The sequence below is a fragment of the Alloscardovia sp. HMSC034E08 genome (assembly GCF_001813415.1).
GTDB lineage: Bacteria > Actinomycetota > Actinomycetes > Actinomycetales > Bifidobacteriaceae > Alloscardovia > Alloscardovia omnicolens.
The window spans coordinates 12,849-34,828 of sequence record NZ_KV812464.1 but is presented as its reverse complement, the minus strand read 5'-3'; the positions used below and the strand labels follow the sequence as shown (position 1 = coordinate 34,828).

35 protein-coding genes and 1 tRNA gene are annotated in these 21,980 nt (G+C 48.7%); all 36 read right to left on the bottom strand.

What is annotated here, in order from left to right:
- Nucleotide 1: 1 nt before the first annotated feature.
- A tRNA-Ser gene (locus HMPREF2909_RS01200) sits at nt 2-87 on the bottom strand.
- 85 nt (nt 88-172) lie between these two features.
- Nucleotides 173-1,129 carry a tRNA pseudouridine synthase A gene (locus HMPREF2909_RS01195; RefSeq protein ID WP_049207252.1) on the bottom strand — a complete coding sequence of 319 codons (957 nt, stop codon included), beginning with the start codon at nt 1,127-1,129 and terminating at the stop codon, nt 173-175.
- A gap of 133 nt (nt 1,130-1,262) precedes the next feature.
- Nucleotides 1,263-1,745: a 50S ribosomal protein L17 gene (rplQ, locus tag HMPREF2909_RS01190; RefSeq protein ID WP_022857250.1), complete on the bottom strand. Its 483-nt coding sequence runs from the start codon at nt 1,743-1,745 to the stop codon at nt 1,263-1,265.
- A gap of 114 nt (nt 1,746-1,859) precedes the next feature.
- Nucleotides 1,860-2,855 (bottom strand): DNA-directed RNA polymerase subunit alpha, encoded by a 996-nt coding sequence (locus HMPREF2909_RS01185; RefSeq protein WP_022857249.1) that lies wholly within the window; start codon nt 2,853-2,855, stop codon nt 1,860-1,862.
- Nucleotides 2,856-2,933: 78 nt separating this feature from the next.
- The gene (gene rpsK, locus HMPREF2909_RS01180; RefSeq protein ID WP_018143440.1) at nt 2,934-3,332 is read right to left on the bottom strand and encodes a 30S ribosomal protein S11; all 399 of its coding nucleotides are present in this window, start codon (nt 3,330-3,332) and stop codon (nt 2,934-2,936) included.
- A 73-nt stretch (nt 3,333-3,405) separates the two neighbouring features.
- Nucleotides 3,406-3,783, bottom strand: a complete 378-nt coding sequence (gene rpsM / locus HMPREF2909_RS01175; RefSeq protein WP_021618596.1) for a 30S ribosomal protein S13 — start codon at nt 3,781-3,783, stop codon at nt 3,406-3,408.
- 149 nt (nt 3,784-3,932) lie between these two features.
- Nucleotides 3,933-4,049 carry a 50S ribosomal protein L36 gene (gene rpmJ / locus HMPREF2909_RS01170; protein ID WP_021618597.1) on the bottom strand — a complete coding sequence of 39 codons (117 nt, stop codon included), beginning with the start codon at nt 4,047-4,049 and terminating at the stop codon, nt 3,933-3,935.
- Nucleotides 4,050-4,061: 12 nt separating this feature from the next.
- Entirely contained in the window at nt 4,062-4,280 is a 219-nt protein-coding gene (gene infA / locus HMPREF2909_RS01165) for a translation initiation factor IF-1 (RefSeq protein WP_003827269.1), read from the bottom strand.
- Nucleotides 4,281-4,399: 119 nt separating this feature from the next.
- Nucleotides 4,400-6,724: a DUF2207 family protein gene (locus HMPREF2909_RS01160; protein WP_071414913.1), complete on the bottom strand. Its 2,325-nt coding sequence runs from the start codon at nt 6,722-6,724 to the stop codon at nt 4,400-4,402.
- 33 nt (nt 6,725-6,757) lie between these two features.
- Entirely contained in the window at nt 6,758-7,327 is a 570-nt protein-coding gene (locus tag HMPREF2909_RS01155) for a LemA family protein (RefSeq protein ID WP_071414912.1), read from the bottom strand.
- A 105-nt stretch (nt 7,328-7,432) separates the two neighbouring features.
- Complete coding sequence (locus HMPREF2909_RS01150; RefSeq protein ID WP_071414911.1) at nt 7,433-7,996, bottom strand: adenylate kinase; 564 nt, start codon at nt 7,994-7,996, stop codon at nt 7,433-7,435.
- A 1-nt stretch (nt 7,997) separates the two neighbouring features.
- Nucleotides 7,998-9,434 carry a preprotein translocase subunit SecY gene (secY, locus tag HMPREF2909_RS01145; protein ID WP_071414910.1) on the bottom strand — a complete coding sequence of 479 codons (1,437 nt, stop codon included), beginning with the start codon at nt 9,432-9,434 and terminating at the stop codon, nt 7,998-8,000.
- Nucleotides 9,435-9,572: 138 nt separating this feature from the next.
- Nucleotides 9,573-10,034, bottom strand: a complete 462-nt coding sequence (gene rplO, locus HMPREF2909_RS01140) for a 50S ribosomal protein L15 (protein ID WP_021618603.1) — start codon at nt 10,032-10,034, stop codon at nt 9,573-9,575.
- Nucleotides 10,034-10,219, bottom strand: a complete 186-nt coding sequence (rpmD, locus tag HMPREF2909_RS01135; protein ID WP_021618604.1) for a 50S ribosomal protein L30 — start codon at nt 10,217-10,219, stop codon at nt 10,034-10,036. Before rpmD ends, rplO begins: the two co-directional genes overlap by 1 nt.
- A complete protein-coding gene (gene rpsE / locus HMPREF2909_RS01130) occupies nt 10,219-10,935 on the bottom strand; it encodes a 30S ribosomal protein S5 (RefSeq protein WP_021618605.1) in 717 nt (238 codons plus the stop codon). Before rpsE ends, rpmD begins: the two co-directional genes overlap by 1 nt.
- Nucleotides 10,932-11,303, bottom strand: a complete 372-nt coding sequence (rplR, locus tag HMPREF2909_RS01125) for a 50S ribosomal protein L18 (RefSeq protein WP_022857248.1) — start codon at nt 11,301-11,303, stop codon at nt 10,932-10,934. The genes rpsE and rplR overlap by 4 nt, the downstream gene beginning before the upstream one ends.
- Nucleotides 11,304-11,843, bottom strand: a complete 540-nt coding sequence (rplF, locus tag HMPREF2909_RS01120; protein ID WP_021618607.1) for a 50S ribosomal protein L6 — start codon at nt 11,841-11,843, stop codon at nt 11,304-11,306. It lies immediately after the preceding gene.
- A gap of 14 nt (nt 11,844-11,857) precedes the next feature.
- Nucleotides 11,858-12,256: a 30S ribosomal protein S8 gene (rpsH, locus tag HMPREF2909_RS01115; RefSeq protein WP_021618608.1), complete on the bottom strand. Its 399-nt coding sequence runs from the start codon at nt 12,254-12,256 to the stop codon at nt 11,858-11,860.
- 66 nt (nt 12,257-12,322) lie between these two features.
- On the bottom strand, nt 12,323-12,508 hold the full coding sequence (locus HMPREF2909_RS01110) for a type Z 30S ribosomal protein S14 (RefSeq protein WP_021618609.1): 186 nt from the start codon (nt 12,506-12,508) through the stop codon (nt 12,323-12,325).
- A gap of 3 nt (nt 12,509-12,511) precedes the next feature.
- A complete protein-coding gene (rplE, locus tag HMPREF2909_RS01105) occupies nt 12,512-13,084 on the bottom strand; it encodes a 50S ribosomal protein L5 (RefSeq protein ID WP_021618610.1) in 573 nt (190 codons plus the stop codon).
- Nucleotides 13,084-13,416 (bottom strand): 50S ribosomal protein L24, encoded by a 333-nt coding sequence (gene rplX / locus HMPREF2909_RS01100; protein WP_021618611.1) that lies wholly within the window; start codon nt 13,414-13,416, stop codon nt 13,084-13,086. Before rplX ends, rplE begins: the two co-directional genes overlap by 1 nt.
- Nucleotides 13,416-13,784 carry a 50S ribosomal protein L14 gene (gene rplN / locus HMPREF2909_RS01095; RefSeq protein ID WP_021618612.1) on the bottom strand — a complete coding sequence of 123 codons (369 nt, stop codon included), beginning with the start codon at nt 13,782-13,784 and terminating at the stop codon, nt 13,416-13,418. Before rplN ends, rplX begins: the two co-directional genes overlap by 1 nt.
- 105 nt (nt 13,785-13,889) lie before the next feature.
- Nucleotides 13,890-14,156, bottom strand: coding sequence for a 30S ribosomal protein S17 (rpsQ, locus tag HMPREF2909_RS01090; RefSeq protein ID WP_071414909.1), 267 nt, complete (start codon nt 14,154-14,156; stop codon nt 13,890-13,892).
- Nucleotides 14,157-14,175: 19 nt separating this feature from the next.
- Complete coding sequence (rpmC, locus tag HMPREF2909_RS01085; RefSeq protein ID WP_021618614.1) at nt 14,176-14,409, bottom strand: 50S ribosomal protein L29; 234 nt, start codon at nt 14,407-14,409, stop codon at nt 14,176-14,178.
- Complete coding sequence (rplP, locus tag HMPREF2909_RS01080; protein WP_021618615.1) at nt 14,410-14,829, bottom strand: 50S ribosomal protein L16; 420 nt, start codon at nt 14,827-14,829, stop codon at nt 14,410-14,412.
- Between the two features lie 6 nt (nt 14,830-14,835).
- Complete coding sequence (gene rpsC / locus HMPREF2909_RS01075; RefSeq protein ID WP_022857247.1) at nt 14,836-15,648, bottom strand: 30S ribosomal protein S3; 813 nt, start codon at nt 15,646-15,648, stop codon at nt 14,836-14,838.
- On the bottom strand, nt 15,648-16,007 hold the full coding sequence (gene rplV, locus HMPREF2909_RS01070; protein ID WP_021618617.1) for a 50S ribosomal protein L22: 360 nt from the start codon (nt 16,005-16,007) through the stop codon (nt 15,648-15,650). The genes rpsC and rplV overlap by 1 nt, the downstream gene beginning before the upstream one ends.
- Nucleotides 16,008-16,286, bottom strand: a complete 279-nt coding sequence (gene rpsS / locus HMPREF2909_RS01065; RefSeq protein ID WP_071414908.1) for a 30S ribosomal protein S19 — start codon at nt 16,284-16,286, stop codon at nt 16,008-16,010. It abuts the gene before it with no gap.
- 15 nt (nt 16,287-16,301) lie between these two features.
- Nucleotides 16,302-17,132: a 50S ribosomal protein L2 gene (gene rplB / locus HMPREF2909_RS01060; protein WP_021618619.1), complete on the bottom strand. Its 831-nt coding sequence runs from the start codon at nt 17,130-17,132 to the stop codon at nt 16,302-16,304.
- A 32-nt stretch (nt 17,133-17,164) separates the two neighbouring features.
- Complete coding sequence (gene rplW / locus HMPREF2909_RS01055) at nt 17,165-17,461, bottom strand: 50S ribosomal protein L23 (protein WP_021618620.1); 297 nt, start codon at nt 17,459-17,461, stop codon at nt 17,165-17,167.
- 5 nt (nt 17,462-17,466) lie between these two features.
- A complete protein-coding gene (gene rplD / locus HMPREF2909_RS01050; protein WP_022857246.1) occupies nt 17,467-18,123 on the bottom strand; it encodes a 50S ribosomal protein L4 in 657 nt (218 codons plus the stop codon).
- A 4-nt stretch (nt 18,124-18,127) separates the two neighbouring features.
- A complete protein-coding gene (rplC, locus tag HMPREF2909_RS01045) occupies nt 18,128-18,778 on the bottom strand; it encodes a 50S ribosomal protein L3 (protein WP_021618622.1) in 651 nt (216 codons plus the stop codon).
- Nucleotides 18,779-18,789: 11 nt separating this feature from the next.
- A complete protein-coding gene (gene rpsJ / locus HMPREF2909_RS01040) occupies nt 18,790-19,098 on the bottom strand; it encodes a 30S ribosomal protein S10 (RefSeq protein ID WP_006288664.1) in 309 nt (102 codons plus the stop codon).
- Nucleotides 19,099-19,432: 334 nt separating this feature from the next.
- Entirely contained in the window at nt 19,433-20,041 is a 609-nt protein-coding gene (locus HMPREF2909_RS01035; RefSeq protein WP_071414907.1) for a response regulator transcription factor, read from the bottom strand.
- A 10-nt stretch (nt 20,042-20,051) separates the two neighbouring features.
- Entirely contained in the window at nt 20,052-21,188 is a 1,137-nt protein-coding gene (locus tag HMPREF2909_RS01030) for a sensor histidine kinase (RefSeq protein ID WP_071414906.1), read from the bottom strand.
- A gap of 45 nt (nt 21,189-21,233) precedes the next feature.
- Entirely contained in the window at nt 21,234-21,980 is a 747-nt protein-coding gene (locus HMPREF2909_RS01025; protein ID WP_071414905.1) for a hypothetical protein, read from the bottom strand.

Here is a 21,980-nt window from a genome sequence, read left to right as displayed (position 1 = left end):
GCGGATGATAAGGGATTTGAACCCTTGGAGGTGTTTAGCCTCACACGATTTCGAGTCGTGCTCCTTCGACCGCTCGGACAATCATCCATGTGCATCAGTAACTAACTAAATGCAACTTCTCAAGTATGCCACAAGCACAGGAAAAGCGCTAGTCAGCAACTTACTTAAAAATTTATTCCAAGCTTCGCACAGCTCTAATAGCTTGAGCACGCTGTTCAAGCATATCATCAGACGGATAATTAACTCTTTCTAAAGTTAGACCGCAAGCAGGAGCTGGTCCTGTTAAACCTTCACGTGCAGGCATAGCTATTTTATCTGCAAACCAATCAACAGTTTTCTTACCGCGTCCCACAGCAATACATGCTCCAACAAGCGAACGAACCATATTGCGAGCAAAAGCATCAGCAATAATAGTAAAAGTTAATAAACCAGATTCAGCACTGGAAATTTCATACGCAGTGCTCTGGTCACGAGGATCTGCTCCAACAGCCTGAGTTGTTCTCTGTTCTGCTCCCCCAGCATACACAATTTCTGGAGTTAAAGCGTAACGAGGCACTCGTTGCCATGACGCAAACTTGACCTCCCTAATAGTCGTTCCTCCAGGATTCGGTAAGGCAAAAGATCCAAAATCATGTAAGCCGATAGTCAGCCGAGCAGCCTGGTTCATTACATCAACGTCTAAAGTATCATCTACACGCAAAACCATAGCGCGCAAACGAGGGTCGCGCACACTGAACTCATCAGCAATACGGTACACATACACACGGTCAGAAGCAGAAAACCGAGCGTCAAAGCCTTGAGGAGCGGGCTGTACAGAAAAAATAGAAATATCAGCAGGAACGATACGTTTAATCCGTCGCTCTAAAGCCTGTACAGGCGTAACACCGCTCATATGTCCGATGGTACGTTCAAGAACGTTATCTTCTACATCGATATGACACACTTGGCCACGTGCATGTACGCCGGCATCCGTACGGCCTGCTACGGTAAGGCACACTTCTGAAGCATCTAAACGTAGAAGTTTAGCGATTGCTGCTTCGATTTCTCCTTGTACAGTGCGTTGTCCGGTTTGGCGTGCCCAACCATGAAAATCCGTTCCATCATAAGCAAGGTCTATTCGTAATCGCATACAGTACATTGTAAAGATTGCTACATACGCGCAAACCACGGGCAGACAGAGACAAAAATAGAAAAGACCTAGGACTCTTTCGAATCCTAGGTCTTTTAGCTCACTGGCGAGAGCGCAGGAATATCTATGATATTTACTCTGCTGCTACCTCTTCAGTTGCAGTTTCTTCAACTGGAGCTTCAACAGCTTCTTCAGCCTTAGCTTCTGCTACCTTTACAGCAGCTTCAGCTTCCTTAACAGCAGCCTTCTTTGGGGATACTGGTTCGGTTACGAGCTCGATTACTGCCATTGCAGCGTTATCGCCCTGACGTGGAGCGAGCTTAACAATGCGCGTGTAACCACCTTCACGCTGTTCCATCTGCTCAGCAATCACGGTGAAGAGAGCGTGTACAACAGACTTGTTGCGAATCACGCGCATCACGCGACGACGAGAGTGCAAATCACCACGCTTTGCGAAAGTGATAAGACGCTCAGCAAGTGGGCGCAAACGCTTTGCCTTTGGCAAAGTTGTGGTAATGCGACCGTTCTGGAACAAGCTTGTAGCCATGTTCGCGAGCATAAGACGCTCGTGAGCTGGACTTGAAGCCAGACGTGGACCCTTCTTTGGTCTTGGCATTTTGTTCTCCTTATCCGGCACAGGTGGGCATGAGCCCGAACATCCGTGCTGGGTTTTTAGTTATAACGGTGAATTCTTGGACTCGCCAACGATTAAGTATCGACTACATATCGATTACATATCGTCTGGAGTGAAGAATGTGCCACCTTCGAGATCAACCGGATTGAATCCTAATGGAGAAGCCTTTAAGGAAAGACCACGAGCTTCGAGCTTTTCCTTAACTTCATCAATGGACTTCATTCCGAAATTACGAATATCAAGCAGATCTTGCTCAGTACGCTTTACAAGCTCGCCAACAGTGTGAATACCTTCACGCTTGAGGCAGTTGTAGGAACGCTGGGTGAGGTTGAGATCCTCAATAGGAATCTCGAGCTCTGGGTCGGCTTCTTCTACTACTGGAGCAGCGCCAACTTCAATACCTTCAGCTTCTACATTCAATTCGCGTGCCAAGCCGAAGAGCTCTACCAAGGTAGAACCTGCGGAAGCAATAGCATCGCGAGGAGAAATCGCCTGCTTAGTTTCAACGTCAAGAATAAGCTTGTCAAAGTCAGTGCGCTGATCCACACGGGTAGCCTCAACTTTGTAGCTCACCTTGAGTACTGGAGAATAAATGGAATCGACTGGAATACGGCCGATTTCATCATTATCCTGCTTATTCATTTGAGCTGGCACGTAACCACGACCACGCTCGACTGTGAACTCGATCTCCAATTCGCCATCTTCTGCGAGAGTTGCGATGTGCAAATCTGGATTTGCTACTACGACGCCTGCAACTTCGGTAATATCACCTGCGGTAACTTCACCTTCGCCGCTCTTATGCAAGTAAATTGCAACTGGCTCATCGTATTCGCTAGTGAGCACAATCCCCTTGATATTGAGGAGGATTTCGGTTACATCTTCCTTCACGCCTGGCAGAGTGGTGAACTCATGCAAAGCACCAGAGATGCGAACCGATGTCACTGCAGCACCAGGAATGGAGCTGAGGAGCGTACGACGCAATGAGTTACCCAAGGTATAGCCAAAACCTGGCTCCAATGGGGTGAAAGTGAAGCGTGAACGCTGAGGATTAATAACTTCCTCTGTCAGTGACGGACGCTGTGCAATAAGCACCTTCGTATCCTTTCAGCTTAAGACCAGTGTGCACTTCCTGATCTTCGCGGGTTGGACTAATAATTGTCTGTCTTGTGCTCAGACGCGGCGACGCTTTGGAGGGCGTACACCATTGTGTGCCTGTGGGGTCACGTCGGAGATAGAACCAACTTCGAGACCTGCAGACTGGAGGGAACGGATAGCGGTTTCACGACCGGAACCTGGACCCTTTACAAATACATCAACCTTCTTAACACCGTGTTCCTGTGCCTTGCGAGCTGCAGCTTCTGCTGCCATACCTGCTGCGTAAGGAGTGGACTTACGGGAGCCCTTGAAGCCTACATCGCCACCGGATGCCCAAGAGATAACTGCTCCAGATGGATCCGTAATGGAGATAATAGTGTTGTTGAATGTGGACTTAATATGCGCTTGGCCGACTGGAACCGACTTACGGTCCTTACGACGAGGCTTGCGCGTGGCCTGCTTTGCAGCTGCCATGAGAGACCCTCATTTCCTTATAGCTTATATGTAATGTAAGCGATGCGTTTATTCAACGCGTGGCTTATATCTACTACTTAGTAGCCTTCTTCTTTCCAGCAACTGTGCGCTTTGGACCCTTGCGAGTACGTGCGTTAGTCTTGGTACGCTGACCGCGCACTGGAAGGTGACGGCGGTGGCGCATACCCTGATAAGAATTGATCTGAATCTTACGACGAATATCAGCGTCGATTTCACGACGCAAATCGCCCTCAATCTTGTAGTTTGCTTCAATGAAATCACGAAGCTGAATGAGCTGTTCGTCAGAGAGATCCTTTACACGAGTATCTGGATTGATACCAGTTGCTTCGAGTGTCTCCTTAGCGCGAGTGCGGCCCACACCGAAAATATAGGTGAGAGCAATTTCAATGCGCTTCTCATTAGGGATGTCGACTCCGGCAAGACGTGCCATCTTCGAATTCCTTTTCTGTTCTACGGGGGTCGTGCACCAAATCTTCCGCTATTGCGGCCCAAGCCTCCGTACTTGGGGTTCAAGTGAACTACTACTTGTAGAGCACCTGTGATTTAGCGCCTTTATTGTGGTCGCGAGACCTGTAACTCTTAGCCCTGACGCTGCTTATGACGTGGGTTTGCGTTGCAGATTACCATTACGCGACCGTGACGGCGAATCACGCGGCAAGAGTCGCAGATACGCTTTACACTTGGGCTAACCTTCATGGGGCTTTCCTTTTACTTGTAACGGTATGTAATACGACCGCGAGTTAAATCGTATGGGCTCATTTCCAGAACCACACGATCTTGAGGAAGAATACGAATATAATTCTTACGCATCTTTCCAGAGATCGTAGCCAAAACGATATGCTTGTTCTCTAATTCGACACGGAACATTGCATTAGGCAGAGCCTCTACTACTTGTCCTTCGACTTCGATAACACCGTCTTTAGCCATTGGCCTCATTCCTCGCTTGATTACTAGAGCATTTTCTTGTGAAAACACACCAACATTGAATGATAACAGAATACGGAGACGATTTCCAGTCTGCAGTGTGTGCTCTTTCTTTATCGTCTTTAACGTCCTCCGAAGCTTCCACCGCCGCTACCGCCGAAGCTGCCTCCGAAACTTCCAGAGCTCCATCCGGAGCTTCCAGATGAGCCATCGCTCGAACTATAACTCTCAACAGGTTTTATGGCTGTAGCAAAGTCATCTTGAATTGCTCTCAAACTGCTGTTAAATGATTCTGTAAAAGCATCAAAGCTCGAGAAATCTGCTAATCCATCTGACCACATAGCAGTATTCGTAGAAGGTGAAGAAGTTACTGCACTACTTGCGCTGGAAGCATAGAAACTATGATGCCATGGCATATACATCCAACTTGTTGACGTATATGGCAACATATTCATATCTTCTTCAGTAGCAGATTGTTGCATTGCCAGTGTGCGCATTGACTTTGCTACTTTCGAACTCATACCGAAGGCTGCAGCATATACGAGGTAGCGATCCCACAGATGCATATCTGCTATGCCTCTATCAGAGAAGTCACTGAAATCATTCAAATAGCGTGCTAAGCCCCACACCTCACCGGCACTGCGCGTATACGGGTCTTTCAAAATAACGTGGGCACCCACAACATCTGTAAAGAAGAGGAAAAATACCCACAGTGCTGAAGCAATCAGATATGCAGCAAAATACGGCGTAGTTAAGCCATAGATAGTTAATGCAATAATGAGTAGGAAAGATAGTGTTCGCGGAATAGCCCTATATACTGCTGTTCCTGACTCAACACGTAATGCGTCATACTCTGCATCAAATTTGGCATACATCAATTTAATAAGCGATGCGCATACTGAACCGCGGGTGCCTGCTATCTCTTTAATATCATCGTTGCTGAGCACAAGAGTGTTTTTCTTATCAGAAACTTCATGCAGTACTGCAAGTAGTTTCTTCTCTGATTGACTCAGATGATGCTTTTTCGCAAAATCATTTTCAAAAGAATCAAGAGACAAAATATAGGTCATATCTGCAGAACGTTGTGCAGCAGCATCAGACACAGCTTGACGAATACTGCTTATCTGATCTTCGCTCACCTGCGTAGTACTCGTACCACGCATTGCTGACTGAATCAAAGAATCTATCTGTGCGGCTGTTGCGTAGTCAAAAGAAACATTCTCGTATCCGCGTGCAGAACCAGGAAGTATAAAAAGCGCATGCTTAGATACGAGCGATAGCATAGTTGCGCTTAATGCACGTTGCTGAATGTGCGCAGATGTACTCTTTCCCTGCTCCATCACACCATACAAGCGTGCTGCAGCTGCTGGTGATATAGCAGGCAAATCACGGAAGTATTCTATATCTCCTCTGTATTTCGCACGTTTCTTGGTACGCACAGCTCCGGCTACGAGCCAGATAATCATAACGATTACAGGCAACATGCATACAATCAAAATGGTTAAACGATTACGTGCAGCTGTGCGCTGCTTCAGCGCCCACTGTTCAGCTTGATTTTTCTCATCGTCCAGAACGGTTTTGACGCTTCGGTCAGTATTTTTCCGAGAAATCTGTTGAACAGACTGAACGTCCGAGCTACGGTACAGTATAACAAAGTCTACATAGCGGCTACGCTGCACGTTATCGGCTGAAAAAGTGAAGGTTTTATTATCTACCTTATGCGTCTTACCTTTGCCTGTATAGTGCATCAACATCCATGACGCAGTTGTTTTGTCTGGATATGTAATAGTTCCGGTCAAATGTTTAATCGGAATAACATTCCACCTCGAAATTGGCTCCCACATTGTATAGACGCCGTCTTGCAATGCCGTGGCAACGTCTTTAAACGTCATAGTAATACGGAAAGTCTGCACGCCTGAACGAGTCGGAGGAATATTCCATCCCAGCTCAACTCCGCGAGTCTTTGCTTTCTCATTGTGCTGAGAAACGCGAAGAGTATCTGTCTGTGTTATATCCTGTTTTGTTACCGGATCTACCAGATACCAAGAACGTGCTGCTACAGTATTCCACTGATCAATAGATACTTTTTCCGTATCGACGAAACTGAAATTTTTGCGACTATACTGCTCGCCAGTAGTCAGATTGGTCACTGATATATCGCTGATATTTGTGAGGTTCGCGCTAGATAGATTGTATTCCTGAAATAACTGACGCCATGGGCGTTTGCGATCAGACATGTTGACGGCAATAGTTTGAGTCATTGTCATATCGCCATTTTTGAGCACTTGCACTTTATAGTCCAAGCTGTCGTACACCAAGTCCGACTCTATAGATTGAGGACTCATCGACCGTATAAAATTGCCAATACCTGCAGCAATGAGGCAATATACAATCACCGCCACTATGCCGTAAATAAGAGCTTTAAGAATTGGTGTACGAGTTTTCATAACTTGTCCCCTATGAAGCCAAAGTTGCTACTGTTAGAACTGAACCTGTGGAACTTCGCGTGCAGATTCCTCTACACGGTAGTACTCAGCCTTCTCGAAATGGAATAATCCAGCAATAATATTGCTTGGGAACATTTCAACGGCATTATTCATCTTCAACGCTACATCGTTGTAGAACTGACGAGCGTAAGCAATTTTATCTTCAAGAGTCTTTAATTGGGATTGTAAATCCATAAAGTTGCTATTTGCTTTCAGCTCTGGATATGCTTCTGCAACAGCAAGAACATTAATAATAGCTTTATCTAAAGCATTTTCTGCCTGAGCACGCTGAGCAATATTTCCGCTATCTGCTGCAGCTTTTACTGCAGAACGAGCTTGCGTTACCGCCTCGAAAACGCTTGACTCATGTGTAGCATAGCCCTTAACAGTATTGACTAAGTTTGGGATAAGATCTGCACGCTGTTTGAGCTGCACATCGATTTGTGCCCATCCGTTCGCCACGCGATTACGGAGATTAATGAGGTTGTTGTAGGTTGAAGCTATCCACGCAATAAGTGCAATAACAAGAACGACAACGATTGCAATAATAATTAGTGTTTCCATAGTTAGATTTTAGAATGCAGCGCAGAGAAAATTTTACGCAAAAATTTACGGCTTGTTCCCATGCGAGGGAACAAGCCGTTGAGAGGATTTCAGTGCGTGTGACTGTTACTTAGTTAACTCAGCTACGATATTTGCTTGGATTGCATCAATGTCACCTACACCATTGATCTTCACGAGCACACCACGGTCAGCGTAGATGTTGAGCAAAGGAGCTGTTTCAGCTGCATATACTTCAAGACGCTTTGCAATAACTTCTGGAGTATCGTCTGCACGACCTTCGATTTCGGCGCGCTTCATCATACGTTCCATAAGCACGTCGTGGTCTGCATCCAAAGCAACAACTGCATCCAAAGGAGTGCCGAGTTCTTCGAGCATTGTGTCTAATGCTTGTACCTGAGATGCATTACGTGGGTAACCATCTAAAATCCAACCGCCCTGAGCATCATCCATAGCTAAGCGATCTTTCACGATAGAATTAGTCAATTCATCTGGAACGAGTTTGCCCTTATCAATAAAAGCCTGTGCCTGCTTACCCAGTTCAGTCTGGTTCTTCAGGTTATAGCGGAAAATATCACCTGTAGAAATCGCAGGAATACCAAAATGCTCGGCAAGCTTTGCAGCTTGTGTGCCTTTACCCACACCTTGTGGTCCCATAATAAGCAAACGCATATTAATCTTCTTTCTGTTCGTCAGCGTCTACTGCGCTTTCTTCTGCCTGATCTTCTTCAGTAGTATCTGTCTTGGTCTCTTCAAGAACTGCAGTAGCAGTCTTCTCGCTCTTAAGCTGTTCTGCTTCCTTATCAGCCTCAATATCTAAGAAGCCTTCATACTGGAACTGTTCAGTCTGAGCACGTGCCTGACGCAAGGTATCCAAACCTACGCCTGCAATAATCAAAATCGTTGTGCCGCCGAATGGCATCTTCGAACCAATACTCAAAGCCAAAATAAGTACTGTTGGAATCAGTGCAACGAAGAGCAAATATACAGCACCAACCGTATTCAAACGGTTAATAATATAGGTGAGGTATTCGCTGGTTGCACGGCCTGCACGGATACCTGGAATAAAGCCGCCGTACTGCTTCATATTGTCAGCAGTTTCGTCAGTGTTAAAGGTAATCGACGTGTAGAAGAAGGTGAAGAATACAATCATTACCGAGTACAAACCGATGTACCACAAAGATGTAGTATTAGCCAGATTTGCGTTAATCCACTTCACCCAGTTGGCGTCAGACTTACCAAATTGTGCAATCAATGTTGGAATAGCCAAAATGGAGGATGCGAAAATTGGTGGAATAACACCAGACATATTCACCTTGAGTGGCAGATATGTAGAAGTTCCACCGTACATCTTACGACCAATCATACGGCGAGTGTACTGAACTGGAATACGACGCTGCATAAGCTCAACATACACAACGAAGATAAGCACAACCAAGAGTGTGCCGGTTACAATACCAAACTTCGTCCACTGCTTCTGCGTGTAACCAATCTCCCACAATTGAGGCAAGAAGCCGGAGCAGATAGAGGTAAAGATAAGAACAGACATACCGTTACCAATACCTTTATCGGTAATAAGCTCAGCCATCCACATGACCAGACCTGTACCACCGGTCATAATAATAATCATGAAGAGCATATTGTGCACAGAGCTATCTGGAATAATCTTTCCCGTTGCTGCGCTTCCAAACAAAGCACCTGTTTGCGCTGTGACCAAAATAGTTGTGGACTGCAAGAATGCCAAACCAATGGTCATATAACGGGTGTATTCAGTCAACTTTGCTTCACCAGACTGTCCCTCCTTATGGAGAGCTTCGAAGCGTGGAATAACTACACGTAACAGCTGCACAACGATGGATGCAGTAATGTATGGCATAATACCCAAAGCAAAGACGGATAACTGAAGCAACGCACCACCTGAGAACAAGTTCACCAGAGCTACGAAGTTTTCTCCACCTGCTGCTTTTTTAACTGTTTCACTCACAACTTTGTAATCAATACCGGGAGTTGGAATAGAAGCACCAATACGGTAAATAATCACAATCATTAACGTGAAAAGAATCTTATTGCGCAATTCCTTAGCGCGCAATGCTTGAATAAGCGTTTTCACTGAAATCCTCCTGCAGTGTCTTTGTTTTGAGACACACTGTTAACCACTATAACAAAAGATAAGGTCCTTGACACTCTTATGTGCCAAGGACCTTGCAAATTCGCGGTCAATCACTGCGATTTAATCGATTTTATTCGATTAATCTTCGGAAATAGAACCGCCTGCTGCTTCAATCTTTGCCTTTGCAGATGCAGAGGACTTTACACCCTTGAAAGTGTATGCTGCGGATACTTCACCATCACCGAGCACCTTAACTGGCTGGTTCTTACGAACAAGACCTGCGTTAATGAGTGCTTCAACGGTTACATCGCCACCCTGAGGGAAAGCAGTAGCAACATCAGCGAGGTTAACTACCTGATACTCTACCTTGAATGGAGACTTGAAGCCGCGAAGCTTTGGAAGGCGCATGTAGAGTGGAAGCTGACCACCTTCGAAACCAGGACGAACCTGATAACGTGCATGCGTACCCTTCATACCGCGACCAGAGGTCTTACCCTTGGAACCTTCACCACGACCAACACGGGTCTTGGACTTCTTCGCTCCTGGAGCTGGACGCAAGTCATGCATCTGAAGGATATCGACGTCATTAGTATTTGCCATTAGTCAATCTCCTCCACTGTTACAAGATGACGAACCTTGTTAGCCATTCCACGGTATACAGGAGTATCTTCACGAATCACTGTCTGGTGAATCTTACGAAGACCCAAAGAGTGAACGTTGTCCTTCTGTACCTGGGTGGAACCTACAAGACCCTTCTTCAAGGTGATCTTAAGCTGCTTAGCCATTATTCACCATCCTTTGCTGCTGCCTGAGCTTCTTCACGAGCCTTGCGAGCTTCTTCGATGCCCAATGCGCGTTCGCGCAGAAGACGATCTGGAGCTACTTCAGACAGAGACAGCTCACGACGAGCTGCAACTTCTTCTGGCTCTTCGAGCTGCTTCAAAGCTGCTACAGTTGCACGCACAGTGTTGATTGCATTACCTGAACCCATGTCCTTAGACAGAATATCGGTAATACCTGCGCACTCGAGTACTGCACGAACTGCACCACCAGCAATAACACCAGTACCTGGTGCTGCTGGACGCAGAAGAACAGTACCAGCGGATTCGTGACCAATTACTGGATGAGTAATGGTACCACGAACACGTGGAACGGTGAACATGTGCTTCTTAGCGTCAAGCTGACCCTTAGCAATTGCAGAAGGTACTTCATGAGACTTGCCATAGCCTACGCCTACGGTTCCGTTACCGTCACCGACTACGACGAGAGCCGCGAAGCTCATTGTACGACCACCCTTGTTGGTCTTGCTGACGCGCTTGATTGTTACTACGCGATCGAGAAGCTCTTCACGCTGTTCGTTGCGGTCACGACGGTTACGACGCTCGCCACGACGGCCTTCGCCACGGTTACCGCGGCGACCTTTGCGCTCTTCAGCTGCTGGAGCCTGCTCGGTTGTTTGAGTCTCTTCAGCCACGTTGATTTCCTTTTCGTTATCGCTCACAGCTGCAGACCTCCCTCACGTGCGCCTTCTGCTACTGCAGCAACGCGACCATGATACTTGTTACCACCGCGGTCGAATACAACTGTGGTAATACCAGCAGCAACTGCCTTCTTAGCAATCAGTTCGCCAACCTTCTTTGCAGCTTCAACCTTGGTACCTTCAAAAGCACCGAAGTCGTTGTGCAAAGTAGATTCGCTCACGAGAGTAATGCCCTTGGTGTCATCAACAATCTGTGCCACCATGTTGCGGTTGGAACGAGTAACTACGAGACGTGGACGCTCTGCAGTGCCGGCAAGCTTCTTGCGAAGACGTGCGTGACGGCGCAAGCGAGCAACGTTCTTGCCCTTACCATAAATCTTTACCGTCATTTACTTACCAGCCTTTCCAGCCTTGCGGATGATGCGCTCATCTGCGTACTTAATGCCCTTACCCTTGTATGGTTCTGGAGCACGAAGCTTGCGGATGTTTGCAGCAATCTGGCCAACAGCCTGCTTGTCGATACCCTTAACCAAAAGCTCATTTGGGTTAACAACTTCGAATTCAATTCCTGCAGGTGCTTCCACATTAATGGTGTGGGAGTAACCCAAGAAGAACTCAAGGTTCTTGCCCTTAGCTACAACACGGTAACCGGTACCAACAATAAGAAGACGCTTTTCGAAGCCCTTAGACACACCCTCGATAATGCCTGCTGCCAAAGAGCGAGCCAAACCATGCTTTGCACGGGTTGGGCGAGCATCATCTTCAGGGGTGAAGGTAACGTGACCGTCTTCTACGGATACGGAAATACCTTCAGGCAATTCGAAAGAATCGGTACCCTTTGGTCCCTTAGCCTGGAAGATGCTTCCATTAACAGTAATTTCTACTCCAGCTGGAACAGCAATAGGGAGCTTACCAATATGTGATGCCATAATTTAAGCCCTCCTTACCACACATAAGCGACGATTTCGCCGCCGATGCCCTTTTCCAGGCATTCCTTCTGAGTCATTAAACCAGAGCTGGTAGAGATGATTGCAATACCCAAACCGCCAAGTGGCATTGGAAGTGCGTCGGACTTAGCGTAACGACGCAAACCTGGCTTGGATACGCGCTTAATTCCCTGGATGCTCTGTTCGCCGTGCTTGCCGTACTTGAGAGTAATCTCAAGAGTCTGACCCACACGTGCTTCTTTCGCTGCAAAATCAGCGATGTAACCCTCACGCTTGAGGATTTCGGCAATATGTGCCTTGAACTTGGAGTATGGCATGTCCACGGTTTCGTGTTTTGCCGCACTCGCATTACGCAGACGTGTAAGCATATCTGCGATTGGATCTGTCATTGTCATTTGGGCTGATGCCCTTCCTCGTCGTGGTTTCCGCCGCCCTGTGGACCGCGGACCTTCAACGTCGATTTACCAACTGGACTTCGTTACGCCTGGAAGCTCACCACGATGAGCCTTCTCACGAAGGCATACGCGGCAGAGACCGAACTTGCGATAAACGGAATGTGGACGTCCGCAAACCTCACAGCGAGTGTATGCACGTACTGCGAACTTTGGCTTGCGAGCAGCCTTGTTCTTGAGAGCTGTCTTTGCCATCTCTTAGTCCTCCTTGAATGGGAAGCCGAGGTGCTTAAGCAAAGCCTTGCCTTCCTCATCACTCTTGGTCGAGGTTACTACGGTGATGTCCATACCACGGCGGTGATCGATGGAATCAGGATCGATTTCATGGAACATAGACTGTTCGGTTAAACCGAAGTTGTAGTTACCGTTACCATCGAACTGATTGCCGTTGATACCACGGAAATCACGGATACGTGGCAAAGCCAAAGTCAAAAGACGATCCAAGAACTCCCACATGCGGTCACCGCGCAGAGTTACGAATGCGCCAATTGCCTGACCTTCACGCAGGTGGAACTGTGCAACAGACTTCTTTGCCAAAGTAATCTTTGGCTTCTGACCTGTAATTGCAGTCAAATCACGCACTGCGCCTTCAATGAGCTTGGAGTCGCGAGCTGCGGCACCGACACCCATGGATACAACAACCTTTTCCACGCCTGGAACGCGCATTGGATTAGAGATGCTGAATTCCTTTTCCAAAGCAGGAATGATTTCTTCCTTGTAGCGAGCCTTGAGACGTGGAGTTGCAGGAGTCTCAATATTTACTTCGCTCATTACAGCTCCTTTCCAGACTTCTTAGCTACACGGACACGCACGCGCTTTACCTTACCGTCACGAGCTTCTTCCTTCACCACAACACCAACGCGGGTTGGCTTCTTGGTTTCTGGATCGATGAGCATTACGTTGGAACGGTGAATAGGTGCTTCCACAGATACGATTCCGGACTGCTGACCCTGGACTCGTGCACGAATATGCTTCTTGACAATCTGTACGCCTTCAACGATCAGACGATCGTTAGGAAGTACGCGCTGAACGGTGCCTTCTGCGCCGCGATCCTTACCACGGATAACCTTTACGAGGTCACCCTTCTTGATCTTAGCTACCATTAGATCACCTCCGGTGCCAAAGAAACGATCTTCATGAAGCGCTTATCGCGCAATTCACGACCCACTGGTCCGAAGATACGTGTGCCCTTTGGTTCGCGGCCGTTACCCAAGATAACAGCAGCGTTCTCATCAAACTTGATGTAGGAACCGTCTGCACGACGACGTTCCTTTACAGTACGGACGACGACAGCCTTAACTACGTCACCCTTCTTTACCGAACCGCCAGGAATAGCATCCTTAACGGAGGCAACGATAACGTCGCCAATTCCGGCATAGCGTCGCTTCGATCCACCGAGCACGCGAATTGCCAAGATTTCCTTAGCACCCGTGTTGTCGGCGACATGAAGTCGCGATTCTTGCTGAATCATTGATTCTCCTTAGCCGAGCTGGTCCTCCCCGCACACCCAGGACTGCCACCGCTCTCGAAAGAGTGCAGCAGTCCTCGGGTGTACACGGAGCCTTGCCGAACTTATTTACTTAGCACGCTCAACGATAGCGTTGAGACGCCAACGCTTCGTCTTGCTCAAAGGCCTTGTCTCCATAATTGTAACAAGATCACCGACATGTGCGTCGTTGTTCTCGTCATGGACCTTGACCTTGCTGTTGCTGCGTACAACCTTACCATACAATGGGTGGGTCGAACGCTGCTCCAACTCAACGGTAATCGTCTTGTCCATTGCGTCTGACACTACGTAGCCAGTGCGAACCTTACGATCGTTGCGTTCCAGCTTTTCAGCCATTTTTACTCCTCAGACTCTCTTAGTCCTGCACTGGGGACTCGGTAATGCCGAGTTCACGTTCGCGAAGAACAGTGTACATGCGGGCAATATCACGCTTTACAGTCTTAATGCGGGATGAGTTATCCAACTGACCGGTAGCGTTCTGGAAGCGAAGATTGAAAAGTTCTTCCTTCGACTTCTTGAGGAAGTCCTCAATTTCTGCGTTAGTCTTCTCGTTCAAGTTCTTGATCGAGTATTCTGATGCATTTGCCATTTAGTTGTCACCGCCTTCACGTGCAATGATGCGGCACTTCATAGGCAGCTTATCTACTGCACGGCGAAGTGCTTCGCGAGCAACTTCTTCAGAAACGCCTGAAATTTCGAACATTACGCGTCCTGGACGAACATTAGCAACCCAGAACTCAGGTGCACCCTTACCGGAACCCATTCGAGCGCCGAGAGCATGCTTCGTCAAAGGACGATCTGGGAAGATTGTAATCCACACGCGGCCACCACGCTTGATGTAGCGGGTCATTGCAATACGTGCAGCTTCAATCTGACGGTTGGTAATGTAAGCAGGAGCAAGAGCCTGGATACCGAACTCACCGAAAGCGATGGTGTTGCCACCCTTAGACATACCAGAACGAACTGGACGGTGCTGCTTGCGGTACTTTGTTCTCTTTGGGATAAGCATTCTCACTTACTCCTTTACTTCTGCAGTTTCAGCTGGGGCTGCAGGAGCTTCAGCCTTAGGGGCTGCTTCCTGGTTGCCACGCTGTGCAGCTGCACCACGGTTGTTACGACGTGGGCGACGATCGTTGGAACCACGACGGGAGCGATTGTTCTGCTGAGCTTGCTGCTCTTCGAATTCCTTCTCCGTCATATCGCCCTTGTAGATCCATACCTTCACACCGATCTGACCGTAGGTTGTGCTTGCTTCGAAGAAACCATAGTCAATCAATGCACGAAGAGTCTGCAGTGGCACACGACCTTCACGGTAGAACTCGGAGCGAGACATTTCTGCACCACCCAAGCGACCGGAGAGCTTAATACGAATACCCTTTGCACCAGCACGCATAGCGTCCTGCTGTGCCTTGCGCATTGCGCGACGGAAGGTAACGCGGTTTGCCAACTGTTCAGCGATGGACTGTGCCACGAGCTGAGCATCGATAGCTGCATTCTTTACTTCGAAAATGTTGAGCTGAACCTGCTTGCCGGTAATCTTTTCGAGCTTTGCGCGAACGCGGTCAGCTTCTGCACCACGGCGACCGATAACGATACCTGGACGAGCAGTGTGAATATCTACACGCACACGGTCACGTGTACGTTCGATAACAACGCGAGAAACGCCTGCACGTTCCAAATCCTTGTTCATTGCCTTACGGATCTTGTCATCTTCGAGAACGAAATCGCGGTAACGTTCGCCCTGCTTAGTGGAATCAGAGAACCACTTCGAACGGTGATACTCGGTTACGCCGAGGCGGTAACCAAATGGATTAACCTTCTGGCCCATTAGCGTGCACCTTCCTTATCTGCGACGATTACCGTGATGTGGGAAGTACGCTTGTTAATGCGACCTGCGCGGCCCTGTGCACGAGCACGGAAACGCTTGAGAGTTACACCCTCATCTACGTAGGTTGCTGCGACTACCAATTCGTTCTCACGGAATGGCTCATTTGCCTGTTCTGCCTTCACACGAGCGTTTGCAATAGCAGACTCGAGTACCTTGAGTACTGGAGTAGACGCTGCTTGTGGAGCGAACTTCAAAATGGTGATGGCTTCAGTCGTCTTCTTACCTCGGATGAGGTCTACGACGCGGCGAGCCTTGCGTGGCGTCACGCGTACGTGACGTGCAATTGCCTTAGCTTCCATTTAGCGGCGTCCCTTCTTATCATCCTTAATGTGACCCTTGAAAGTACGCGTTGGAGCGAACTCTCCGAGCTTGTGACCTACCATCGATTCAGTAACGAACACTGGTACGTGCTTACGACCGTCATGAACGGCGAAAGTGTGACCAATGAAGTCAGGGGTAACCATGGAACGACGAGACCAAGTCTTAATAACGTCGTGAGTACCCTTTTCGTTCTGAGCGTCGACTTTCTTCTGCAAGTGGGCGTCGACGAATGGGCCCTTCTTGATGCTTCGAGTCATCTCTTCGACACTCCCTTACTTGCGGTTCTTACCGTTAGGACGACGACGAACAATCATCTTGTTCGATGCCTTCTTAGGACGACGTGTACGAACCTCACCCTTACCCCATGGGGACACTGGTGGCTTACCACCGCGTGTACGACCACCATGTGGATGATCTACTGGGTTCATAGATTCACCACGTGTATGTGGGCGCTTGCCCATCCAGCGTGCGCGACCTGCCTTACCGAGCTCGATATTAGCGTGTTCGGAGTTACCTACTTCGCCAACAGTTGCGCGGCAGCGTGCGTCTACGTTGCGGATTTCTCCAGATGGCATACGCAGCTGAGCGAGGTTACCATCCTTAGCAACAAGCTGTACAGATGCGCCAGCGGAACGTGCGATCTTTGCACCACCCAATGGGCGAAGTTCAATAGCGTGAACAACGGTACCGGTTGGTATGTTGCGCAATGGCAAGTTGTTACCTGGCTTAATATCTGCCTGTGCACCAGTTTCGATAGTGTCGCCCTGCTTTACGCCTTCAGGAGCGATGATGTAGCGCTTTTCGCCATCTGCAAAGTGAAGCAGAGCAATGCGAGCAGAACGGTTTGGATCATACTCGATGTGTGCAACCTTTGCTGGGATGCCGTCCTTGTCCCAACGCTTAAAGTCGATGAGACGGTACTGGCGCTTGTGACCGCCACCACGGTGACGGCTTGTAATACGGCCATAAGAGTTACGGCCGCCAGTCTTGCTGAGCTTACGCAGCAAAGACTTTTCAGGTGTGGAACGCGTAATTTCAGAGAAGTCTGAAACAGATGCGTTACGACGACCTGCAGTCGTTGGCTTATATACGCGGATAGCCATAATATGTTTACCTTAACTTTCTCGGCTACTGCTTAGTTACCGAAGACGTCAATTGTCTGACCTGCTGCAAGGGTTACGATTGCACGCTTCTGAGAAGCACGCTGACCGAAACCAGTGCGAGTGCGCTGACGCTTGCCTGCGCGGTTCAGAGTGTTAACGTTGGTAACCTTAACCTTGAAGATTTCTTCTACAGCCTGCTTGATTTCAATCTTGTTAGCGGTTGGAGCCACCACGAAGGTGTACTGACCGCGATCGGAATTAGCGTAAGCCTTTTCAGAAACTACTGGCTTAATAATGATGTCATGCGCTGGCTTATGAATTGCGACCATTGTACTTAGGCCTCCTTAACAGCAGTCTTAGCAGCAACGAAAGCTTCGAAGCCTTCCTTGGTGAAGACGACATCTTCAGCAGTTACAACGTCGTACGTGTTCAACTGATCTGCGAACAGAACGTGTACGTAGGTGAGGTTGCGAACGGAAAGCCATTCGTTAATGTTCTCACGGGATACAACAACGGTCGTGAAGCGGTTATCTACTACAGAAAGAGCTGCTTTAGCAGTCTTAGTAGATGGAGTTTCGTTCACACCGAAGTCAACTACGTGTACGCGACCTGCATTAAAGCGATCAGAGAGTACGTAGCGAAGAGCTGCTGCCTTCATCTTCTTTGGAGTGCGCTGGGAGTAGTCACGTGGTACTGGACCATGAACTACTGCACCACCTGCGAACTGTGGAGCGCGGATGGAACCCTGACGAGCACGACCGGTGCCCTTCTGCTTCCATGGCTTCTTGCCGCCGCCAGAGATGCGTGCGCGATTCTTTACAGCGTGAGTGCCCTGACGAGCAGCTGCAAGCTGTGCTACAACAACCTGGTGTACGAGTGGAACGTGTGCACGCACAACATCCTGCTCGATACCGAAGAGCTCTACTGGAGCTTCAACAGAACCAGCTGCCTTACCGTTAGCATCGGTGATGTTCAAAGTTACATTTGTCATGACCTTATGCTCCCTTCACAGCAGTACGCACTACAACGAGAGAACCCTTTGGTCCTGGAACAGCACCCTTAACAGCAATAATGCCGTTAGCTGCGTCGGAGGACACAACGGTCAAGTTGAGTGTGGTGTGAGTGTCGTGACCCATACGACCAGCCATGCGCTTGCCCTTAAGAATACGGCTTGGAGTTGCGCATGCGCCTACAGAACCTGGGCGACGCTCGTTCTTGTGGGAACCGTGGGTACGACGGTAGGACTTGAAGCCCCAGCGCTTAATTGTACCTGCGAATCCCTTACCCTTGGTGGTACCAGTTACATCTACTACTGCACCATCAGGGAAGATTTCTGCGGTCAGTTCCTGACCTGGCTCGTAGTTTTCTACGTCCTCGGTACGGAACTCAACGAGATGACGGCGTGGGGTTACACCTGCCTTGGCAAAGTGACCAGCCAATGGCTTGCTCACCTTAGTAGGGTCAATTGCGCCGAAAGCAATCTGAACAGCCTTGTAGCCGTCAGATTCCTCGTTCTTTACAGCTGTTACAACGTTGGTGTCTACTTCCACCAAAGTTACTGGAACGAAGAAACCGTTCTCATCCCAAACCTGAGACATGCCGAGCTTCTTACCCAACAATGCCTGGCGATTGTTCTTAGATACCATTTCTCCCCTCCCTACAGCTTGATCTCAATGTTTACGTCTGCTGGCAAATCGAGACGCATCAAAGAATCAACTGCCTTTGGAGTTGGATCTACGATGTCAATAAGGCGCTTGTGTGTGCGCATCTCGAAGTGCTCGCGAGAATCCTTGTACTTATGAGGAGAACGAATAACAACAAACACGTTCTTCTCGGTAGGAAGTGGAACTGGGCCAACTACAGTTGCGCCTGCGTTCGTGACCGTTTCGACAATCTTCTTTGCCGACTGGTCGATGACCTCGTGGTCATAGGACTTTAGCCTGATGCGGATTTTCTGTCCCGCCATTCGCCGTCCGCCCTTTCTTGCGATCGATACATTTCCAACCTGTTCAGAGCACTATCCGGCACTTCGCCTCATGGACGAATCCCCATCAGTGCGTAGCTAGCGGCACTTACCGCTGCCACGCTCGCTATTTAAAATATTAAGCATAAAAACATGCGAGCCTAAAACAGGCAACTCATATATTTAAGCATGACCCCTGCCCCGATTTTATCCGGGCGTGTCGAACCCCAGTTTGGCTAAAAAATACGGGGCTCAACGGCTGTCAGCTCGATGAGTACCCCGCCACTATACATGCACCTGAGAATTCGACACGCATAGACTTAAGAATCGATAATTTTTAGAGCCATCCGACTTCGTCTGCTTGGAGGGCAGCTTCCATGCGCGAGACTGTATGCGTTTTCGCTAAGACAACAGAAATATGATTGCGCACTGTTCCAGTCGATATAAACAGTTCGTGCGCGATATCCGCGTCTCGTTTTCCTGCGCGTACCAAGCGCATGATTTCTTGTTCGCGCACGGTCAGCGGGTTTGCAACTGCAGCCATAGCGGCTACCGCAAGATGCGGATCGACAACAATCTGTCCATCAACAACCTTGCGCACAGCATCGGCCAAATCATTTGCCGCCGCGGTTTTAACGAGAAAGCCGCGAGCGCCCGCGGCCAGTGCGCGCTGAACATAACCGGGGCGCCCAAAAGCAGTAACGATAATGCGCGGAAGAGAAGGATACGTGCGGCCGAGCAGCTCCACCAAACTGAGCCCATCCATACCAGGCATCTCAATGTCGAGCAGACACACGTCTGGCAGTTCGTTCTGAACACTGGTAAGAACCTCATCACCGTTCGAGCACAGCGCGGTTACTTCGATATCTGATTGCAATCCAAGCAAAGCAGCTAAAGCATCGCGCACCATCGTTTGATCGTCGGCTAACAGAATTCGAATAGTCATAGCGGCTCCTTTAGTTCGCATCGAATTCTACACGCACGAGTGCTCCCCCAAGCTCGGACGCCGCGCACTCGAGGCGCGCACCTGCTGCACGCGCTTTTTCGCGTAACTGAGCTAAGCCGGTTCCTGAACCGTCAGTACGTTCTTGATAGATATCGCGCGGGAAACCGATGCCATCATCTTCTATGTGCACCGCGGATTCGCTCACAGTTATGCGTAAACGATGCGCTTGAGCGTGACGCAGCACATTCGTTACGCTTTCGTGTACCGCCTGAGCACTCACAGCTTCGTATCGCTCGGGAACAGTGCTAACTTCGCCACGAATGTCGAGCTGTATACGCGCGGACGAGCACAGCGAGCGCGTCTGCTCAAGTTCAGCATTTAAAGAAGAGCTGCGCATATCGGCGACAGCGCGATGCATTTGATCTATACCATCCACAGCGATTTGTTGCAGTTCGCGCGCTTCTTTCTGCACGTTCGGATCGTTGCTAGTTGCTTCCAGAAGTTGCGCTTTGAGGTTGATTGCTGTGAGGCTTTGACCCAGCAGATCGTGAATGTTACTGGCCGCGCGTTCTCGCTCTTCCATACGAGCCGCGTTCTTCTTGAGGTGCTCGATGCGCTGCGTGTTTTCGTCTGAATAGCGTCCTAAAAGAGCAACTGCAACCCAGATGAGCATAACAATAATGTAACTCGTTCCTTGCTGCCACGATACGGTGTGCGAAAACAGTTCGAAAAGAGCAAGTGTCACTATGAATGTTCCTATCGAAACGCGCAACGGCAAAATATGGAGTGCACATCCGATGAAGAAGTTAATGCAGGTGAGGTATCCCCAATCGCCACCTAAAACTACTGCCCCAACAGTAAGTAGAAACAGAAGTGCAAGAACAGCCACCGCCTGGAATATCGATTGATTTCTCGCTGGATTGAGCACATTAAGGTGAATACTGCCGTACAAGAACACTGGTGCGATACACACTATGTCGAGAACTAACGCAATCTGTTGCACAAGCGAAGCCGGCGGGAAAGCGAAAGCGTAATACAGCGGGATAATAAGGAACAGCACCCACACGCTCGCGAAAAACATACCTAAACGGCGACCCTTCGTACGGTAGCGTTCCAACTCATGTACGTCAGTCAATGCGTCTTTCATGGCTACTCCTTATATATAAACCTTATTGTAGAGCTGTGTGGCGCTTTAACGGCGGCGAGCGAGTTTTACGGCAATAACGCTTAAGGTTACGAGCACAACAATCCACACGCTCACGTTAGCAAGAACGGAAGTGAGGTTTAAGCTCTCACCTCCTGGACTTTTGCCGTCTAAAATATGCCACAGCAGCAGACTCTTTAAACCAAACAGCGGCATAAAATGAGCAATCTTAAGCATCGATCCGGTGAGAGGAATAAAGATGTCGGAGATAAAAGCGGCGAGCACAATCGAACCGCTGGCAATACTTCCTGCGGAGTTATCGGGAAGAACACTTCCTACAAACTGGCCGTACCCGGAGAAGAATGCGCTAATAAGAATAATGGCCACATACGTTATAACCCACCACTTGAGCGGCATACGTGAGGTGGTTGCCGCCCCCAGTGCATAGAGAACCGTTGTAGGAATAATACTCACGCACACACTGGTAAGGAAGCGCAATACGATAAGCTTCGTTTCTGTAACTCCTGCAAGGAAGAGTGTGCGCGTAAAATGCGTTTCGATATCGTGCGAGACCATCGATCCCGACATACTGGCTGCAAGAACAGCCGAGTAGAAAGCCATTTGAATGAGAATAATAGCCGACACGTTCGCACCGGATGCCAGTTTATAGCCCATTGTGTCGCTGTTCATCTGCGCAAAAATATTGAACATAAACACAGGCATGAGCACACTAAAGACGATTTGATACGCCGAGAAGACCTGATGGCGTAAATTAATAAGAAAATAGGTACGCAT

What these genes read in the sequence shown, in the direction of transcription:
- HMPREF2909_RS01195 (WP_049207252.1), bottom strand. Translation starts at nt 1,129, where the DNA reads ATGCGATTACGAATAGACCTTGCTTATGATGGAACGGATTTTCATGGT.
- rplQ (WP_022857250.1), bottom strand. Translation starts at nt 1,745, where the DNA reads ATGCCAAGACCAAAGAAGGGTCCACGTCTGGCTTCAAGTCCAGCTCAC.
- rpsK (WP_018143440.1), bottom strand. Translation starts at nt 3,332, where the DNA reads ATGGCAGCTGCAAAGCAGGCCACGCGCAAGCCTCGTCGTAAGGACCGT.
- rpsM (WP_021618596.1), bottom strand. Translation starts at nt 3,783, where the DNA reads ATGGCACGTCTTGCCGGAGTCGACATCCCTAATGAGAAGCGCATTGAA.
- rpmJ (WP_021618597.1), bottom strand. Translation starts at nt 4,049, where the DNA reads ATGAAGGTTAGCCCAAGTGTAAAGCGTATCTGCGACTCTTGCCGCGTG.
- infA (WP_003827269.1), bottom strand. Translation starts at nt 4,280, where the DNA reads ATGGCTAAAGACGGTGTTATCGAAGTCGAAGGACAAGTAGTAGAGGCT.
- HMPREF2909_RS01160 (WP_071414913.1), bottom strand. Translation starts at nt 6,724, where the DNA reads ATGAAAACTCGTACACCAATTCTTAAAGCTCTTATTTACGGCATAGTG.
- HMPREF2909_RS01155 (WP_071414912.1), bottom strand. Translation starts at nt 7,327, where the DNA reads ATGGAAACACTAATTATTATTGCAATCGTTGTCGTTCTTGTTATTGCA.
- HMPREF2909_RS01150 (WP_071414911.1), bottom strand. Translation starts at nt 7,996, where the DNA reads ATGCGTTTGCTTATTATGGGACCACAAGGTGTGGGTAAAGGCACACAA.
- rplO (WP_021618603.1), bottom strand. Translation starts at nt 10,034, where the DNA reads ATGGCAAATACTAATGACGTCGATATCCTTCAGATGCATGACTTGCGT.
- rpmD (WP_021618604.1), bottom strand. Translation starts at nt 10,219, where the DNA reads ATGGCTAAGCAGCTTAAGATCACCTTGAAGAAGGGTCTTGTAGGTTCC.
- rplR (WP_022857248.1), bottom strand. Translation starts at nt 11,303, where the DNA reads ATGACGGTAAAGATTTATGGTAAGGGCAAGAACGTTGCTCGCTTGCGC.
- rplF (WP_021618607.1), bottom strand. Translation starts at nt 11,843, where the DNA reads ATGGCATCACATATTGGTAAGCTCCCTATTGCTGTTCCAGCTGGAGTA.
- rpsH (WP_021618608.1), bottom strand. Translation starts at nt 12,256, where the DNA reads ATGACAATGACAGATCCAATCGCAGATATGCTTACACGTCTGCGTAAT.
- HMPREF2909_RS01110 (WP_021618609.1), bottom strand. Translation starts at nt 12,508, where the DNA reads ATGGCAAAGACAGCTCTCAAGAACAAGGCTGCTCGCAAGCCAAAGTTC.
- rplE (WP_021618610.1), bottom strand. Translation starts at nt 13,084, where the DNA reads ATGAGCGAAGTAAATATTGAGACTCCTGCAACTCCACGTCTCAAGGCT.
- rplX (WP_021618611.1), bottom strand. Translation starts at nt 13,416, where the DNA reads ATGGTAGCTAAGATCAAGAAGGGTGACCTCGTAAAGGTTATCCGTGGT.
- rplN (WP_021618612.1), bottom strand. Translation starts at nt 13,784, where the DNA reads ATGATTCAGCAAGAATCGCGACTTCATGTCGCCGACAACACGGGTGCT.
- rpsQ (WP_071414909.1), bottom strand. Translation starts at nt 14,156, where the DNA reads ATGGCTGAAAAGCTGGAACGCAACGATCGTAAGGTTCGCACTGGCTAC.
- rpmC (WP_021618614.1), bottom strand. Translation starts at nt 14,409, where the DNA reads ATGGCAAATGCATCAGAATACTCGATCAAGAACTTGAACGAGAAGACT.
- rplP (WP_021618615.1), bottom strand. Translation starts at nt 14,829, where the DNA reads ATGCTTATCCCAAAGAGAACAAAGTACCGCAAGCAGCACCGTCCAGTT.
- rpsC (WP_022857247.1), bottom strand. Translation starts at nt 15,648, where the DNA reads ATGGGCCAGAAGGTTAATCCATTTGGTTACCGCCTCGGCGTAACCGAG.
- rplV (WP_021618617.1), bottom strand. Translation starts at nt 16,007, where the DNA reads ATGGAAGCTAAGGCAATTGCACGTCACGTACGCGTGACGCCACGCAAG.
- rpsS (WP_071414908.1), bottom strand. Translation starts at nt 16,286, where the DNA reads ATGACTCGAAGCATCAAGAAGGGCCCATTCGTCGACGCCCACTTGCAG.
- rplB (WP_021618619.1), bottom strand. Translation starts at nt 17,132, where the DNA reads ATGGCTATCCGCGTATATAAGCCAACGACTGCAGGTCGTCGTAACGCA.
- rplW (WP_021618620.1), bottom strand. Translation starts at nt 17,461, where the DNA reads ATGGTCGCAATTCATAAGCCAGCGCATGACATCATTATTAAGCCAGTA.
- rplD (WP_022857246.1), bottom strand. Translation starts at nt 18,123, where the DNA reads ATGACAAATGTAACTTTGAACATCACCGATGCTAACGGTAAGGCAGCT.
- rplC (WP_021618622.1), bottom strand. Translation starts at nt 18,778, where the DNA reads ATGGTATCTAAGAACAATCGCCAGGCATTGTTGGGTAAGAAGCTCGGC.
- rpsJ (WP_006288664.1), bottom strand. Translation starts at nt 19,098, where the DNA reads ATGGCGGGACAGAAAATCCGCATCAGGCTAAAGTCCTATGACCACGAG.
- HMPREF2909_RS01035 (WP_071414907.1), bottom strand. Translation starts at nt 20,041, where the DNA reads ATGACTATTCGAATTCTGTTAGCCGACGATCAAACGATGGTGCGCGAT.
- HMPREF2909_RS01030 (WP_071414906.1), bottom strand. Translation starts at nt 21,188, where the DNA reads ATGAAAGACGCATTGACTGACGTACATGAGTTGGAACGCTACCGTACG.
- HMPREF2909_RS01025 (WP_071414905.1), bottom strand. Translation starts at nt 21,980, where the DNA reads ATGCGTACCTATTTTCTTATTAATTTACGCCATCAGGTCTTCTCGGCG.